This window comes from Cupriavidus respiraculi, from assembly GCF_914271545.1.
Taxonomy (GTDB): domain Bacteria; phylum Pseudomonadota; class Gammaproteobacteria; order Burkholderiales; family Burkholderiaceae; genus Cupriavidus; species Cupriavidus respiraculi.
Genome location: NZ_CAJZAH010000002.1, coordinates 731,405 through 746,270 on the forward strand (window position 1 = coordinate 731,405; position 14,866 = coordinate 746,270).

16 protein-coding genes are annotated in these 14,866 nt (G+C 66.8%); 6 read left to right on the forward strand and 10 right to left on the reverse strand.

All coding sequences use genetic code 11. The features are described from left to right. Positions 1–21 precede the first annotated feature (21 nt). The 3 genes from LDO27_RS11165 (at position 22) to LDO27_RS11175 (ending at position 3,016) form a co-directional block, all read left to right on the forward strand. The gene (locus LDO27_RS11165) at positions 22–204 is read left to right on the forward strand and encodes an oxidoreductase-like domain-containing protein (RefSeq protein ID WP_224041810.1); all 183 of its coding nucleotides are present in this window, start codon (positions 22–24) and stop codon (positions 202–204) included. A 17-nt stretch (positions 205–221) separates the two neighbouring features. Then, positions 222–1,064: an NAD-dependent protein deacetylase gene (locus LDO27_RS11170; protein WP_224041812.1), complete on the forward strand. Its 843-nt coding sequence runs from the start codon at positions 222–224 to the stop codon at positions 1,062–1,064. A gap of 383 nt (positions 1,065–1,447) precedes the next feature. Beyond that, positions 1,448–3,016, forward strand: a complete 1,569-nt coding sequence (locus LDO27_RS11175) for an OmpH family outer membrane protein (protein WP_224041814.1) — start codon at positions 1,448–1,450, stop codon at positions 3,014–3,016. Between the two features lie 56 nt (positions 3,017–3,072). On the opposite strand, the gene LDO27_RS11180 is transcribed toward LDO27_RS11175, so the two are convergent. Then, the gene (locus LDO27_RS11180) at positions 3,073–4,005 is read right to left on the reverse strand and encodes a LysR family transcriptional regulator (protein WP_224041815.1); all 933 of its coding nucleotides are present in this window, start codon (positions 4,003–4,005) and stop codon (positions 3,073–3,075) included. Positions 4,006–4,189: 184 nt separating this feature from the next. On the opposite strand from LDO27_RS11180, the gene LDO27_RS11185 reads away from it, so the two are divergent. From LDO27_RS11185 to LDO27_RS11195, 3 genes are all read left to right on the forward strand, one after another. Beyond that, on the forward strand, positions 4,190–5,452 hold the full coding sequence (locus LDO27_RS11185; RefSeq protein ID WP_224041817.1) for an acyl-CoA dehydrogenase family protein: 1,263 nt from the start codon (positions 4,190–4,192) through the stop codon (positions 5,450–5,452). 149 nt (positions 5,453–5,601) lie between these two features. After that, a complete protein-coding gene (locus LDO27_RS11190; RefSeq protein WP_222201445.1) occupies positions 5,602–6,294 on the forward strand; it encodes a glutathione binding-like protein in 693 nt (230 codons plus the stop codon). A gap of 938 nt (positions 6,295–7,232) precedes the next feature. Next, complete coding sequence (locus LDO27_RS11195; protein ID WP_222201446.1) at positions 7,233–7,676, forward strand: helix-turn-helix domain-containing protein; 444 nt, start codon at positions 7,233–7,235, stop codon at positions 7,674–7,676. A gap of 97 nt (positions 7,677–7,773) precedes the next feature. Here LDO27_RS11195 and ureG read toward each other — a convergent pair whose 3' ends face one another. The 9 genes from ureG to urtE all read right to left on the reverse strand — a co-directional run bounded on the left by ureG (position 7,774) and on the right by urtE (position 14,838). Further along, positions 7,774–8,397 carry an urease accessory protein UreG gene (gene ureG, locus LDO27_RS11200; RefSeq protein WP_224041820.1) on the reverse strand — a complete coding sequence of 208 codons (624 nt, stop codon included), beginning with the start codon at positions 8,395–8,397 and terminating at the stop codon, positions 7,774–7,776. A 13-nt stretch (positions 8,398–8,410) separates the two neighbouring features. After that, a complete protein-coding gene (locus tag LDO27_RS11205; protein WP_224041821.1) occupies positions 8,411–9,103 on the reverse strand; it encodes an urease accessory protein UreF in 693 nt (230 codons plus the stop codon). Positions 9,104–9,460: 357 nt separating this feature from the next. Continuing rightward, on the reverse strand, positions 9,461–10,045 hold the full coding sequence (gene ureE / locus LDO27_RS11210) for an urease accessory protein UreE (protein WP_222201449.1): 585 nt from the start codon (positions 10,043–10,045) through the stop codon (positions 9,461–9,463). A 34-nt stretch (positions 10,046–10,079) separates the two neighbouring features. Further along, positions 10,080–11,798, reverse strand: a complete 1,719-nt coding sequence (gene ureC / locus LDO27_RS11215) for an urease subunit alpha (RefSeq protein ID WP_224041823.1) — start codon at positions 11,796–11,798, stop codon at positions 10,080–10,082. Continuing rightward, positions 11,798–12,103, reverse strand: a complete 306-nt coding sequence (locus LDO27_RS11220; protein ID WP_224041825.1) for an urease subunit beta — start codon at positions 12,101–12,103, stop codon at positions 11,798–11,800. Before LDO27_RS11220 ends, ureC begins: the two co-directional genes overlap by 1 nt. An 80-nt stretch (positions 12,104–12,183) precedes the next feature. Beyond that, the gene (locus LDO27_RS11225) at positions 12,184–12,804 is read right to left on the reverse strand and encodes a HupE/UreJ family protein (RefSeq protein ID WP_224041827.1); all 621 of its coding nucleotides are present in this window, start codon (positions 12,802–12,804) and stop codon (positions 12,184–12,186) included. A 72-nt stretch (positions 12,805–12,876) separates the two neighbouring features. Further along, complete coding sequence (locus LDO27_RS11230) at positions 12,877–13,179, reverse strand: urease subunit gamma (protein ID WP_224041829.1); 303 nt, start codon at positions 13,177–13,179, stop codon at positions 12,877–12,879. Between the two features lie 46 nt (positions 13,180–13,225). After that, positions 13,226–14,131 (reverse strand): urease accessory protein UreD, encoded by a 906-nt coding sequence (locus tag LDO27_RS11235; protein WP_224041830.1) that lies wholly within the window; start codon positions 14,129–14,131, stop codon positions 13,226–13,228. A gap of 14 nt (positions 14,132–14,145) precedes the next feature. After that, on the reverse strand, positions 14,146–14,838 hold the full coding sequence (gene urtE / locus LDO27_RS11240; protein ID WP_222201454.1) for an urea ABC transporter ATP-binding subunit UrtE: 693 nt from the start codon (positions 14,836–14,838) through the stop codon (positions 14,146–14,148). Positions 14,839–14,866 lie beyond the last annotated feature (28 nt).

A 14,866-nucleotide genomic window follows, 5' to 3' on the forward strand; every position in this document is an offset into this window, starting at 1 on the left:
GCGTTACGAGCCACACCCGCCGTGCCCCCAGCTTCCCCCGACGACCCGCGCCCCCTGCCGCCCAACCGCCCCGACGACGAGGATTGCTGCGGGGGCGGCTGCAATCCCTGCATCTTCGACTACTACTACGAAGAGATGGAGCGCTACCGGGACGAACTGCGGGCGTGGCAGGCCCGGCATCCCGAACAGGCCGCATCGGCCTGAAGGCGGCGGCATCCACCATGGTCCTGTCCACCCCGCCTGACACCCTCCGCCTCGATGCCTCGCTGGAGCACCTGCAAGCGCTGGTGCGCCAGCACCCCCGCCTCCTCGTGCTGACCGGCGCCGGCATCAGCACCGACTCCGGCATACCCGGCTATCGCGACGCCGATGGCCAATGGCGCGGCAACAAGCCGATCCAGTACAAGGACTTCGTGTCATCGCATGCCACGCGCCAGCGTTATTGGGCGCGCAGCATGGCCGGCTGGCCGCTGATGTCGCGGGCCCAGCCCAATGCCGCGCATCTGGCGGTGGCGGGGCTGCAGCGCGCAGGCCAGGTCGAGGGCCTGGTCACGCAGAACGTCGACGGGCTGCACCAGCGCGCCGGCAGTACCGACGTGATCGAACTGCACGGCAGCATCGGTTCGGTGGTATGCCTGGAATGCAGACGACGGTATCCGCGTGCCGACATCCAGGCTCGGCTCGAGCGCGACAACCCCGGTTTCATCGGGGGCACGGCAGCACCGGCCGCCGATGGCGACGCGCATGTCGAACGCGAAGACTTCCATACGCTTCGCGTACCCCTCTGCACGGACTGCGCCGGAATGCTGAAGCCGGACGTGGTCTTCTTCGGCGAGTCGGTCCCAAGGGAACGGGTCGATGCCGTACGCCAGGCGCTGGATCACGCCGATATGCTGCTCGTGGTCGGCTCATCGCTGATGGTGTATTCCGGCTACCGCTTCTGTCTCCATGCCGCGCAGCTTGGCAAGCCTGTCGTCGCCATCAACCTCGGCCGCACGCGCGCGGACGACCTGCTGACGTTGAAGGTGGCCGCGCCTTGCGCGTCGGTCCTCGCCGCGCTGTAAAGACCGGCAGGTGCCCGCGGCACGCGGGCACAGACCGACCACGTCTCGGGATTGCCGCGCCGGCCGGCAACCCGCACCCATCCCACTTTCACGACGCAGGTCACCACACAATCGCGCCGCCAAGGTCGCGGCAAATTCGATACGAATAAGTCGCAAATCGGAAACGAATGTATGGCGCCGACAATTGCGGCACCGGTTCAGTAGCAGCATGCGACCCGTCGTCGGTTGTGCCGCCAGCGTCGCCAATAGTCGCTGACCACGGGCGCTGACTCCAGTTGCTTGTCGCGTCAGTGCGAGCCGACCGCGACGTACGAATCGTCCATTGCGCCTCTGGATGCCATGCCGGCCATGGACGTCGGATCCATCCCCCTGAGAGAAACACCATGCCAGTCTCTTACCTGAGTTCAATCGCGACCAGTCAGAGCTATGCCGCCAAGGCCCTGTTCGACTCGGAGTTGCATTTCCCCGAACTGACCGCCGAGCAGCTGCCCGTCTTTCTCGACAATGCCGAAAGGCTGCTTCTGCTCGATCAGAAGATCAAACTCTCGGTCGATGGCTCGCGGCTTGACCTGTTGGAGATGGCGCGCCATGGCATTGACCGGGAGGGCGCGGTCATCCTGACAGGCATCGCCGACGCCCTGCCTCGCGCATTCCAGGACCGGCCCGATGTGGAAGTGCGCGATATGGCGTTCTACGAAGTCGCGGGGTTGATCTGCAGTCCAGACTTCTGGCAGGCGGCGGAACAGGCGTTGAAGGAGACGGTGAACCGCGGTACCACCGGGGGCGACAGACGGCTCTCGGACGCGTCCCAGCTGGGCATGAATGTCACGCTCGCCAAGGACGGAAACAGCCTGGAGTGCCATCTGAGCGCCACGTGGAAGGAATTCACCGCCGGCGGAAAATGGCACGCCATGACCGATCTGGCCCCGGTCGTGAAAGCCAACGTCAGAATGCAGATCCCGTTGAAGCGCAAGGGAGACAGCGAAGAACTGCAGCCTCGCTTCGTGTCTCTGCATACCACCAGTCCCGTACCGGAAATCGCGGCCAAGCTCAGGGAACAGAAGGCCACGCTTGGCCAGAGCCTTCTCAATGCCTTGGCCCGGATTCCGCTGCTTGGCCGCCTGTTCCGCGGCGTGCAGATCAAGGTGCGTGTCGGCGCGGACTTCCGCGGCCATGGGATTGCCTGCATGCCGGCCGATCTGAGCGACATGGCATGGCTCGGCGCAGCACATGAACGAAAAAAGGAAGATTGTCTGGCGGCGTGCACGCACATCACGATGAAGCGGCTGACGCGCCAGCCAAACGGCATCCGACAGCTGACCGGCGCGATGGCCGTGCAGCAGGCGGCCGACGCGGGACCGCTGCCGCTGAAAGTGTTGTTGAACAACCGGCCGGCCGAAGCCAGAGTCAAGGCGCACCTGCTCGGTGCCGCGTACCAGGGCGGCTTGAATCCCCCCGCCGGGAACCCGGACCGCTTGCGGCCGCAGCAGGACGCACCATTCCCCCCGGACGACATTCCCCCGCCGCCGATCGAGATTCCTCCGCCGATCGATGCCGTACCCAATGCACTCGAGTCCCAGTTGCAGGCATTGCAGCGATCGTTGGAGATGGAACAACAAGCGCGGCAGCAGGCCGATACCGACCGCGAGGCGCTCCGTACGACGGCGGAGGAACTGCGGCAGCAACTTAGCGCTCTGCAGCAGGAACGACTGAAGCTGCAACAGGACTTCGAGGCGGAGCAGTCGAAATTTACGAAGGCGCATACCGCGCTGATCGCGTCGCAAACTTCGCTGGTCGACATGCCCCCGGGTACCCTCGGCAAGATCTCCGGGACCGGTGTCAGGGAGCGCGCACAATCTTTCTCCGCTTCCCGTCATACCAAAACCATCCCGCCGGCGTCGAATACGACCACCACGACAACGTCCACTGCCGACGCTACGCCGAACACCTAGACGGTTCCCATCGCGCCCTGAACAAGGCCGCGGCTGCCGCAACGGCCGCCGCCTTGTCAGGCAGTAGTCTCGGCCGCGCCGCGACCCAGTCCCCCGATCACCTCCCCCAACTGCTCCCGCAACCACCGGTTCGCCCCGTCGTTCTCCCCGCCCGCATGCCAGTACAGATGCAATTCGAGCGTCGGGACCTTGAACGGCAGTGACAGCAGGCGATTCCCATAGGCCTCGTTGGCGATGCGCGCATAGCGCAGCGGCAGTGTGGCCAGCAGATCCGTACAGCTGACGACGCGACAGGCCGCCGCATAATGCTGGCAGCGCAGCCGCACCCGGCGCGTCAGGCCCATGCGGTGCAGGGCCTGGTCTTCCAGCCCCGCGCCGCGCCGGCGCGACGACACATGCACATGCTCGGCCGCCAGATAGCGGTCCAGCGTCAGTTCCTTTCTGATCAGCGGATGATCCTTGCGCGCCAGCACGACCATGGGATCGGCCATGAACGGCGCGTGGTGGATGGCCGGCGATACCGGCAGCAGGATGTCGATGGCGGTATCGAGCGTGCCGGCCAGCAACTCGGACTCCATCTCGCGCCGGTCGAAGCGCACCGCTGCGATATCGACCTGCGGCGCGACCGCCGCGACGCGGGACATCAAGGGCGGCAACAGCGTCGATTCGAGCGCGTCGCGCATGCCGATGGTGAAGCGTCGCACCGTGGCCCCGGGCTCGAAGTGCGGCGTATCCTGCAAGGTGCGCGCGAACGACTGCAGCGCGGTGCGCACTTCGCCGGCCAGCGAGCGGGCCAGCGGCGTCGGGGCCATGCCCTGCCCCCGCCGCTCGAACAGCGGATCGTCGAACAGCGTGCGCAGCCGGCCCAGCGCGTGGCTGACCGCGGGCTGCGTCAGGTTGAGCTGGCGGGCGGCCGCGGTGATGCTGCCTTCGGTATAGATGGCGTCGAAGACGACGAAGAGATTGAGGTCGATGCGGGCGAGCTGCATGGCGGCATTCTGGCATGAAAATGCAGGACATTGATACCAGCCAATCCAGAGAATTCATTTTTCTTATTACCTGAGTTCGGCTACAGTGCTTGCAGTCGGCGCGTCCCGCGCCAGCCGAACCGCGTCCCGAAGTTCCGCCGCGGCCAGGCATCGAAGCCAATCCACGGGGTTGTGAGGAGACACCATGCAATTCGAATACTCGCCCAAGGTCAAGGACATGCAAGCCAGGCTGCTGGCCTTCTTTGACGAACACATCTATCCGAACGAGAAGCGCTTCTACGAAGAGATCCAGGCCAACCGGCAGGCCGGCAACGCCTGGGTGCCGAGCCACCTGATCGAGGAACTGAAGCCCAAGGCGCGCGAAGCTGGCCTGTGGAACCTCTTCCTGCCCCGCTCCAAGCGGGCGCCCGAAGGGCTGTCCAATCTGGAATACGCCCCGCTGTGCGAGATCATGGGCCGGGTGCCCTGGTCGCCGGAAGTCTTCAACTGCGCCGCGCCCGACACCGGCAACATGGAGACGCTGGAGCGCTACGCCTCCGAAGAGCTGAAGGACAAGTGGCTGGAGCCCCTGCTGCGCGGCGAGATCCGTTCGGCCTTCCTGATGACGGAGCCGGCCGTGGCCTCGTCGGACGCCACCAATATCTCGTGCAGCATCGTGCGCGAGGGCGACGAGTACGTGATCAACGGCACCAAGTGGTGGTCCTCCGGCGCCGGCGATCCGCGCTGCAAGATCTATATCGTGATGGGCAAGACCAATCCCGATGCGGGCCGCCACGAACAGCAATCGATGATCCTGGTGCCGGCCGAGACGCCGGGCATCACCATCAAGCGCTTCCTGCCGGTGTTCGGCTACGACGACGCGCCGCACGGCCACATGGAGATCGAACTGAAGAACGTGCGCGTGCCGGCGGCCAACATGCTGCTGGGCGAAGGGCGCGGCTTCGAGATCGCGCAGGGCCGCCTCGGCCCGGGCCGCATCCACCACTGCATGCGCAGCATCGGTGTGGCCGAGCGCGCGCTGGAGCTGATGTGCAAGCGCAGCCTGGAACGCGTCGCCTTCGGCAAGCAGATCGCCCGCCAGGGCGTGACGCAGGAGCGCATCGCCGAGGCACGCTGCGAGATCGAGATGGCGCGCCTGCTGACGCTGAAGGCGGCGTACATGATGGACACCGTGGGCAACAAGGTGGCCAAGGCCGAGATCGCGATGATCAAGGTGGTGGCGCCGAACGTGGCGCTGAAGGTCATCGACTGGGCGATCCAGATCCATGGCGCCGCCGGTGTGTCGAACGACTTCCCGCTCGCCAACTGGTGGGCGCACCAGCGCACGCTGCGTCTGGCCGACGGTCCGGACGAGGTGCACCGCAACGCCATCGCCAAGCTGGAACTGGCCAAGCACATGAGCCTGAATCCGGACGACGTCCGCATGCCGGTGACCCGCGGCTCCTGAGCCGTGGCTCGACGCGGGGCCCCCGCCGGGTGGCCTTGCCGCCGAGAGGGAAAACGCGCAGCCCGTCTGCGCGTTTTTTTCTTCTGTGCTTAAATTCGCCGGTCCTTATCAGTCCGGTTCGTTACGCAAATCGCAGGAGCCCTACCCCGATGATCGACGTCTATAGCTGGGCCACGCCCAATGGCCACAAGGTCCACATCATGCTCGAGGAGTGCGGCCTGGAGTACAGGGTCCACCCCATCAATATCGGCGCCGGCGACCAGTTCGGCGACGACTTCCTGAAGATCAGCCCCAACAACAAGATTCCCGCCATCGTCGACAGCGACGGCCCCGATGGCGAGCCGATCTCGCTGTTCGAGTCCGGCGCCATCCTGCTGTACCTGGCCGGCAAGACCGGCCGGTTCCTGCCCGACGATGTGCGCGGCAAGTACGAAGCGCTGCAATGGCTGATGTTCCAGATGGGCGGCGTCGGGCCCATGCTCGGGCAGGCCCATCATTTCCGCATCTACGCGCCGGAGAAGATCGAGTACGCGGTAAATCGCTACACCAACGAGGCGAAGCGGCTGTACGGCGTCATCGACAAGCGGCTCGGCGAAACGCCGTGGCTTGCCGGCGATCAATACACCATCGCCGACATCGCTACCTTCCCGTGGCTGCGCAGCTGGCAGAACCAGGGCGTCGATCTGGACGACTACCCGAACTTGAAGCGCTGGTTCGACACGATCGCCGAACGGCCCGCGGTGAAACGTGGGGTCGAGGTGCTGGCCAAGGAACGCAAGCCGATACACGACGACAAGGCGCGGGAGATGCTGTTCGGCGCCTCGCAATACATGCGCCGCTGAGCCGCGCTGCGCGGCTGCATGAAGCAGAGCATGCCGGTGGTGGGATCGAGCGGCTCGATCGTGTAGGCCTGCCGCGCCCCTGGCGCGAAAGCCATGCCGGGCTGCAGGCACGCCACGCGCCTGCGGCCCTTCGCCCGGCCGCCCCACTGCAGCCGCGCGGCGCCCGTGCAGCAGACCGCCCAGCGCATGCCGTGCGCGCGTAGCCGCGCCGGCCAGGCATCGTCGCCGGGGGCCAGCTTCGCAAACGCCGCCCCTGCCGGCGCACCGCGTTCGATACCCTCCTTCTGCGCCGGCCCTTGCCGCGCACCGGCCGCCGCGTTCGGCGCGCCCTCGACCAGCGTCATCCTCACCAGCACCGTCTCCTCGACGGCCGTCACCCCGAAACGCTCGCCGCGGCGGGCGGCAAACGTATAGCCCTGTCCGATGCGGCTCGGCGGCTCTCCTTCCTGGACGATCTCGAGCAGTCCCCGCAGGCATGTCCACCATTGCGCGTGGCCTGCGACTATCAAAGGCTGTGTCTCGCCCGCCTTCAGATGGATATAGTCCCCGGTGCTGCCGAGTCCCGCCGAAGCCGGCACCAGCCGATGCCGGATGCCGATATCGAGTTGTTCCTCCGGGGGCTCGCCGCTGTCCTGGGTGAAACGCGCACCGATGCGCGCGACGTTGGGTTCGATCCGAGCGAGAGTCTCGCCCGAGCTGCCGGAGGGGTGAACCGGCACCTCGATCCGCGTGAAAATCTGCATGACGTCGTGTGTCTCCATGTTGGAAAAATAGAAGCAAATTTCCCGTTTGTCGGAGCGCCCCTGCGGTTTCAACGCTATGGTTCCTACCTTCGTTTCATCTGGACTGGCACCGATGGTGCGACGGACTATAGGTTGTCGTTCGGGTGCAGGTCAATCACTTAACTTCCGTCGAACTCTCACTCCACCCCCTCTCCCATGGACGGCGACCCACTCAAGCAATTCGGACAGCGACTTACCTCACTGCGCAAACAGCGCGGCTGGTCCCAGGAAAAACTGGCCCTGGAGAGCGGTATGGCGCGTTCCTACCTAAGCGGCATCGAGCGTGGCCTGCGCAATGTCGCGTTGATCAACATCTGCACGCTGGCCGATACACTCGGGCTTCCTCCGTGCGAAATGCTGAAGTTTGAAGACGAAAACGGTGTATTGATGGTCGAGGACGGACGTGCGCCGTTCAATGTGCAGGAGAGCGTTGCCCTGCGCAGCGCACGCCGATACATGTCCCGGCTGGACGATGACGATCAGAACGTCGTCGCGTCCGTGGCGCGTGCCCTGGCCAGGAAGCGCACACAGGGCAACGGCAAGGACGACAAGGATGGGAAGGAACTGAGGCAGCGGAGCGCCAGCGCCGCGGCTTCGTAGGCGACCCAGTTGGTCGTCGCCTGGCGCGGTCGCCCGGACCTGCCGTCGCGACCGCGCCGAACATCTGCATGACGTCCGCCAGACGTCCGCACGATGCCTAAAGGGCCAGCATGCCCTGCTTCTCGATGAAGCGAATGACTTCCTCCAGGCCCTTGCCGGATTTCACGCTGCCCATCACGAATGGGCGCGCGCCGCGCATCTTGCGGGCATCGCTTTCCATCACGTCCAGGTTCGCACCCACATACGGCGCAAGGTCGGTCTTGTTGACGACCAGCAGGTCCGACTTGGTGATGCCCGGCCCGCCCTTGCGGGGGATCTTCTCCCCGCCGGCGACATCGATCACGTAGATCGTCAGGTCCGACAGTTCGGGGCTGAAGGTGGCCGCCAGATTGTCGCCGCCGGATTCGATGAAGACCACGTCGGCATCCGGAAACTTCGCCAGCATGCGGTCGACCGCCTCCAGGTTGATCGAGGCGTCTTCCCGGATCGCCGTATGCGGGCACCCCCCCGTCTCCACGCCCATGATGCGCTCCGCGGGCAATGCACCCGACACCGTCAACAGGCGCTGGTCCTCCTTGGTGTAGATGTCGTTGGTGATCGCCACCAGGTCGTAGCGATCGCGCATCGCCTTGCACAGCATTTCGAGCAGGGTCGTCTTGCCGGAGCCGACGGGGCCGCCAACGCCAACGCGCAGCGGAGGGTTCTTTTTGGTACGGGTCATCATCGATACTCGCTCAGGATCGGAACAGGCGGGAATACTGGGTTTCGTGCCGGGCCGACAGCAGGCCCAGCATCGGTGAAAAGGTGGACAGCTCGGGCGGCTGCGCCTGCGCGCGCCGCACGGCTTCCTCGACGGTGGCCAGCACCGGCTCGTGCATGGCGCGCAGGATATGCTGGCCGGCCACCTGCCCCAGCGGCACCGCCTTCAGCGCGGCCGCGACCTGGTTCTCCACCCAGTTGAAACAGTAGGCGGCCAAGCCGTCGCGCTCGTCGATGCCGAGCGCCACGCAGGCCGCCGCGAACGCCGTTGGCAGGCATGCCGGCGACAGGCCTTCGAGCTGCGCGCGCAGCGCCACATCGCCCCATGACATCTGGCCGATCAGCCTGGCCAGCGACCATCCCATCTGCTCCGTCTCCAGCCGCAGCTCGGCCGTTTCGCGCGTGGCGTGGAACCACCCGTTCCAGTGCTGCACGCCCTGCCAGTCCTGCGCGCTCCAGCAGCGATGCAACAGCAGCCACAGCGGCGCTTCGGCGTGCGCCTGGACGTGGCTCAGGTTGTCCCCGATCCAGCGTTGCGCATCGTCCGCGTTGCGAACGAGCCCGTTGTCGATGGCGGCCTCGAGTCCCTGCGAGTAGCTGAAGCCGCCGATCGGCAGGGCCGGCGATGCGAGATGGAGCAGCGAGATCAGTTGACGGAGCTGGCTCATGGAAGCGTTGAATGTCGCATTGCGGTGACCGGGGCCGGTCTGAACGTTAGCATTTCGGTAAAGGCTTGTGTTCTTGGTCCGGCCTGAGCGCTGGAGAGCGTGGGCAACGGGCGAGAAATCAGGATTTTTTCGGCGGAAATTTTTTGATTGTCTGCCGGGGCGTTAGGTTTGTTGGTGGCGTGCGAGGCACGAATACGGGTCTCGCGTTGGGATCGTGAGTTCAGGATTTTTGCCGCGGTTTTTGGATTCGCAGTTTCGGTTGGTTGGGGGTATGCGGGGATTCGGGTGACGGGTGTTTTGATGGTTTGGGCTCCTGGATGCGGTCACCCTCACCCCCGCCCCTCTCGCCACCCCCGTTCAATGCTCGTGATCGCACCCCGGCCCATGATGATGGTGGTGGGAATGCCCATGCCCATGGTCATGCCCATGATGCTCCCGGAACACCGTCTGGGCCGCCGCATAGTCCTCCGCGAAGGTGGCGTCGTGTCCGTGCTTGTGGCCGCCGCCATAGGCGCCCGCTTCGGGCTCGAACGGCAGCTGCGCACGTTCGGCGCGCACGCCCAGCCGGCCCAGCATATCGGCCAGCACCGGATCGTATTCCAGCCGCAGATAGTCCCGCCCCACCTCCACCGGCGTATGCCGGTTGCCGAGGTGATACGCGGCCCGCATCAACGCATGCGCATCGTCGGCGCGCACTTCCAGCACCGACTCGGGTGCCGCTACCACTTCAACGAAGATGCCGCCGTCGGTGACCAGCAGGTCGCCGCCGCGCAGCACCGTGCCGCGCGGCAGGAACAGCGCCATTTCCTCGCCGGTATCGAGCACCGCGCGCAGGCGGCTCTTGCTGCGGTCGGTGAAAGGCAGCACCAGCTTGGGCGCCCGCCGCACCAGCACCGGCGCGATGCCGTGCGGGGCGGGCAAATGCTTGTCGATCTTCTGCATGCAGGTATTGATTTGGAGGCGCGGGCGGCGCGCCTCAGAACAGGAAGTAGCGCTGCGCCATCGGGAGCGATGTGGCAGGCGCGCACGTGAGCAGTTGCCCGTCGGCCACGACCTGATAGGTCTCCGGGTCCACCGTCACGGTCGGCTGCCAGTCATTGTGGACCATGTCGCGCTTGCTGACCGTGCGCGTACCCTGCACCGCGGCCAAGGTCTTGTGCAAGCCATAGCGCTCGCCCACGCCGGCGGCAAGCGCGGCCTGCGAGACGAAGCTGAGCGAGCTCCTGTGCAGCGCGCCGCCGGCCGAGGCGAACATGGGGCGGTAATGCACTGGCTGCGGGGTGGGAATGGAGGCGTTGGGGTCGCCCATCGCCGCCGCGGCGATCATGCCGCCCTTCAGGATGAGGCTGGGCTTGACGCCGAAGAACGCCGGCTTCCACAGCACCAGGTCCGCCCACTTGCCCACTTCGACCGACCCCACCTCGTGTGCGATGCCGTGCGTCAGCGCCGGGTTGATGGTGTACTTGGCGACATAGCGCCGGACGCGGAAGTTGTCGTGCCCGCCGCGCGCGTCGTGCGGATCGCCGGGCAGCTTGCCGCGCTGCGCGGCCATCTTGTGCGCCGTCTGCCAGGTGCGGATGATGACCTCGCCCACGCGCCCCATGGCCTGCGAATCGCTGGAGATCATCGAGAACGCGCCCAGGTCGTGCAGGATGTCCTCGGCGGCAATGGTCTCGCGCCGGATGCGGCTCTCGGCGAAGGCGATGTCCTCGGCGATCGACGGGTCCAGGTGGTGGCACACCATCAGCATGTCCAGATGCTCGTCGATGGTGTTGACGGTGTAGGGCCGCGTGGGATTGGTGGACGAAGGCAGCACGTTGGACTCGCCGCACACCTTGATGATGTCCGGCGCATGTCCGCCGCCGGCGCCCTCGGTATGGTACGTATGGATCGTGCGGCCCTTGAAGGCGGCGATGGTGGTCTCGACGAAGCCTGCCTCGTTCAGCGTATCGGTATGGATCGCGACCTGGGTATCGGTGGCGTCCGCCACCGACAGGCATGCGTCGATCGCCGCCGGCGTGGTGCCCCAGTCCTCGTGCAGCTTCAGCCCGATGGCGCCGGCCTCGACCTGTTCCAGCAGCGGCGCCTGCTGGCTGGCGTTGCCCTTGCCGAGAAAGCCGATATTCATGGGATAGGCATCGGCCGCCTGCAGCATCCTCTCCATGAACCAGGGCCCCGGCGTGACCGTGGTCGCATAGGTGCCGGTGGCCGGACCGGTGCCGCCGCCGATCATCGTGGTGACGCCGCTCATCAGCGCCTCTTCGATCTGCTGCGGGCAGATGAAGTGGATATGGCTGTCGATGCCGCCGGCGGTGACGATCATGCCCTCGCCCGCGATGACCTCCGTACCGGGTCCGACCACGATGGTCACGCCCGGCTGGATATCCGGATTGCCGGCCTTGCCGATGCCCGCGATGCGCCCGTCCTTCAGTCCGATGTCGGCCTTCACGATGCCCCAGTGGTCGACGATCAGCGCATTGGTGATCACGGTGTCCACGCAATCGCGCGCCATCCGCTGGCTCTGGCCCATGCCGTCGCGGATGACCTTGCCGCCGCCGAACTTGACCTCCTCGCCGTAGATGGTGAAGTCCTTCTCGACTTCGATGACGAGTCCGGTATCGGCCAGCCGCAGGCGGTCGCCCGTGGTGGGGCCGAACATCTCGGCATACGCCTGCCGCGAGATTCGCAATGTCATCACAGCGCTCCCATGATCTTGCCGTTGAAGCCGTAGACGATGCGGTCCCCGGCCAGCGCCACCAGCTCGACGGTGCGCGATTGCCCGGGCTCGAAGCGCACCGCGGTGCCCGCGGCGATGTTCAGGCGGAAGCCGCGCGCCGCCTCGCGGTCGAACGACAGCGCGGCATTGGTCTCGTGGAAGTGGAAATGCGAGCCCACCTGGATGGGCCGGTCGCCGGTATTGGCCACCGTCACCGAGACGGTGGCGCGTCCCACGTTCAGTTCGATCTCGCCGTCGGCGGGCATCAGTTCACCGGGAATCATCTGGCCTCCTTGCCGCGCGCGCGGGCGCGGTCGAGCGTTTCAACAGTGCAGGCATCGTCTGGTGGCAGCCGCACGGCAGGTCAACCGATCAGCAGCGCGGCGCCGTACAGGGCCACGCCCGCGCCGGCGCCACGCGCCAGCCAGCCCTCGCGCTCGCGCAGCGCGGCGCCGATGCCGATGCCCGCCAGGTGCAGCGCGAACGTCGCCAGCACGAAGCCGCCGGCATACGCGAGCACGCCGGGCAGCGCGTCGGCGCTGGCGGGCAGCTCGGCGCCATGCGCGAAGCCGTGGAAGATGGCGAACGCGCCGACCAGCGCCATGCCCGCGCCGGCGGGCAGGCGCGCCCGTACCGCGAGCAGCAGGCCGACCACCAGCAGCGAAGCCGCGATCATCGGCTCGACCGCCGGCATCGCGACGCCGCCGAAGCCCAGCGCCGCGCCGACCAGCATCAGCGCCACGAAGGCGAGCGGCGGGCGCAGGGCGTCGGCCACGCTGCGCGCGCCCAGCGCGCTCCACACGCCCACGCCCAGCATCGCCAGCAGGTGGTCCATGCCGGCGACCGGATGCGTCAGCCCCGACCACAGGCTGGCGCTGACCGAGGCGATATCGTGCCCGGGGTGCGCGAGCACCGGACCCGATGCGGCGATGGCCAGGGGAAGCGCCGCGCGGCGCAGCGTGCGTGACAGGACAGTGCGATTCATCTTGGATCTCTCTTTGTCGTTCTCGGATGCGGAAAAGCGGTGGGATGCGGTATTGGCCAACGCGCTCAAGGCTCAGACGATGGGATGATGGACGGTCACCAGCTTGGTGCCGTCGGGAAAGGTGGCCTCGACCTGGATCTCGGGGATCATCTCCGCGACGCCGTCCATCACGTCGTCGCGGCCCAGGACCGTGGTGCCCTCGTGCATCAGCTCGGCCACGGTACGGCCATCGCGCGCGCCCTCCATGATCGCGGCGGTGATCAGCGCGACCGCCTCCGGATAGTTCAGCTTCAGCCCGCGCGCGCGCCGCCTCTCGGCCAGCAGCGCGGCGGTAAAGATCAGCAGCTTCTCCTTCTCGCGCGGCGTCAGTTCCATTTCGCTTTCCTCATTGTCCTTTCCGGTGCTCCGGTGATCGTTCGTCTCACGTCGCCCACAGCCGCAGCGGCCGCGCCGGCACACCGTGGATCGGCTCGCGCAGCGCCGTCCATGCCGCCACCATCAGCGCGCGCACCGGCTCGATGCCATCGCCCAGCACCCGCAGCAGCAGCATCGGGGTGCCGCCGTGCTGACCGCCGTGGGCCAGGCAGGTCACGCCTGCACGCAGCTTTGCCTCATACGGCAGCTGCGCCGCCAGTTGTTCGGCCAGTTCCTGCGTGGCGCCCGCGCCGACGGCCCACAGCGTCGCCATCACCGGCAAGCCGTCGAGTCCCGCGCGCGCGTGGCGCAGCGGCGAGTCGGCCTCCAGCAGGGACTGTTCGACCCACAGCGGCCGCCCTGCCGCGAGCACGCGCGTATCGAGGCGCACCGCCCCGCGCGACCATTGCTCGCCGGACGCCTGCCGGCCCAGCACCACCGCATCCCAGCCAATGGCGCTGCCGCCCGGCATGACGGCGACCGTGGTGTCGAGATGCGCGCGCGCATCGTCGAAGACGATATTCTCCTGCGGCAGCCAGTCCAGCTTCGCGCCCTCGGCCACGGTGATGCGAACGGTCTGCGCCGCGTCGCGGCCCAGCGACTTGTACCACTTGGTAGCGCCCGGCGTGGCCAGCACCGCGTGCGCGCCTTCCTCGACGGCCACGTCGATGTCGAGCGTATCGCCACCGGCGATGCCCGCGGGCGGATGCAGCATCACGGCATGACAGATGCCGCCCTCGGGATACAGCGCCTTCTGCACCGACAGCGGCCCGCAGTGGCGGCGCTCGACCAGCGTGCTGCGCGCTGCGCGCTGCGCAAAGCGCAGGCGCAGGCTGGCCGGCCACGGCGGCGGCGCGACGGGTGGCACTGCGGATGGCGCGACGGCGCCCGCCGGAAACTCGGGATGACGCATGGATTCCGCAGCGCTCACACAGCGATCAGCTCGCGCACGCCATCGTCCTCCATCCGCGCGCCCTCGCCCCGCGCCACCACCTCGCCGCGGCTCATCACGACATAGTGGTCCGACAGATGGCGGGCAAACTCGTAGTACTGCTCCACCAGCAGCACGGTCATGCCGAACTCGTCGACCAGCAGGCGCAGCGCGCGGCCGATGTCCTGGATGATCGACGGCTGGATGCCTTCGGTGGGCTCGTCCAGGATCAGCAGCCGGGGATCGCTCATCAGCGCGCGGCCGATCGCCAGTTGCTGCTGCTGTCCGCCGGAGAGATCGCCCCCGCGGCGCTGGCGCATGGTGCGCAACACCGGGAAGAGCTGGTAGATGCGGTCGGGCACGCCATCGGGCTTCTTGCGGCTGGCTGCACCGATCAGCAGGTTTTCCTCGACCGTCAGGCGCGGAAAGATCTCGCGGCCTTGCGGCACATAGGCCAGGCCCGCGGCTACCCGCTCGTAAGGCGGGCGCTTCTCCAGCGCCTGTCCCGCCCAGCTGATGCTGCCCGTGCGCGTCGGCACCACGCCCATCAGGCATTTGAGCAGGGTGCTCTTGCCCACGCCGTTGCGGCCCAGCAGCGTGGTCAGCTTGCCTTCGGGCACCTCGAAGCTGACGTTGCGCAGGATGTGGCTGCCGCCGTAGAACTGGTTCAGTGCATTGACTCGAAGCATGGTGGTTCCGGTTACCTCAGCGTCCCGT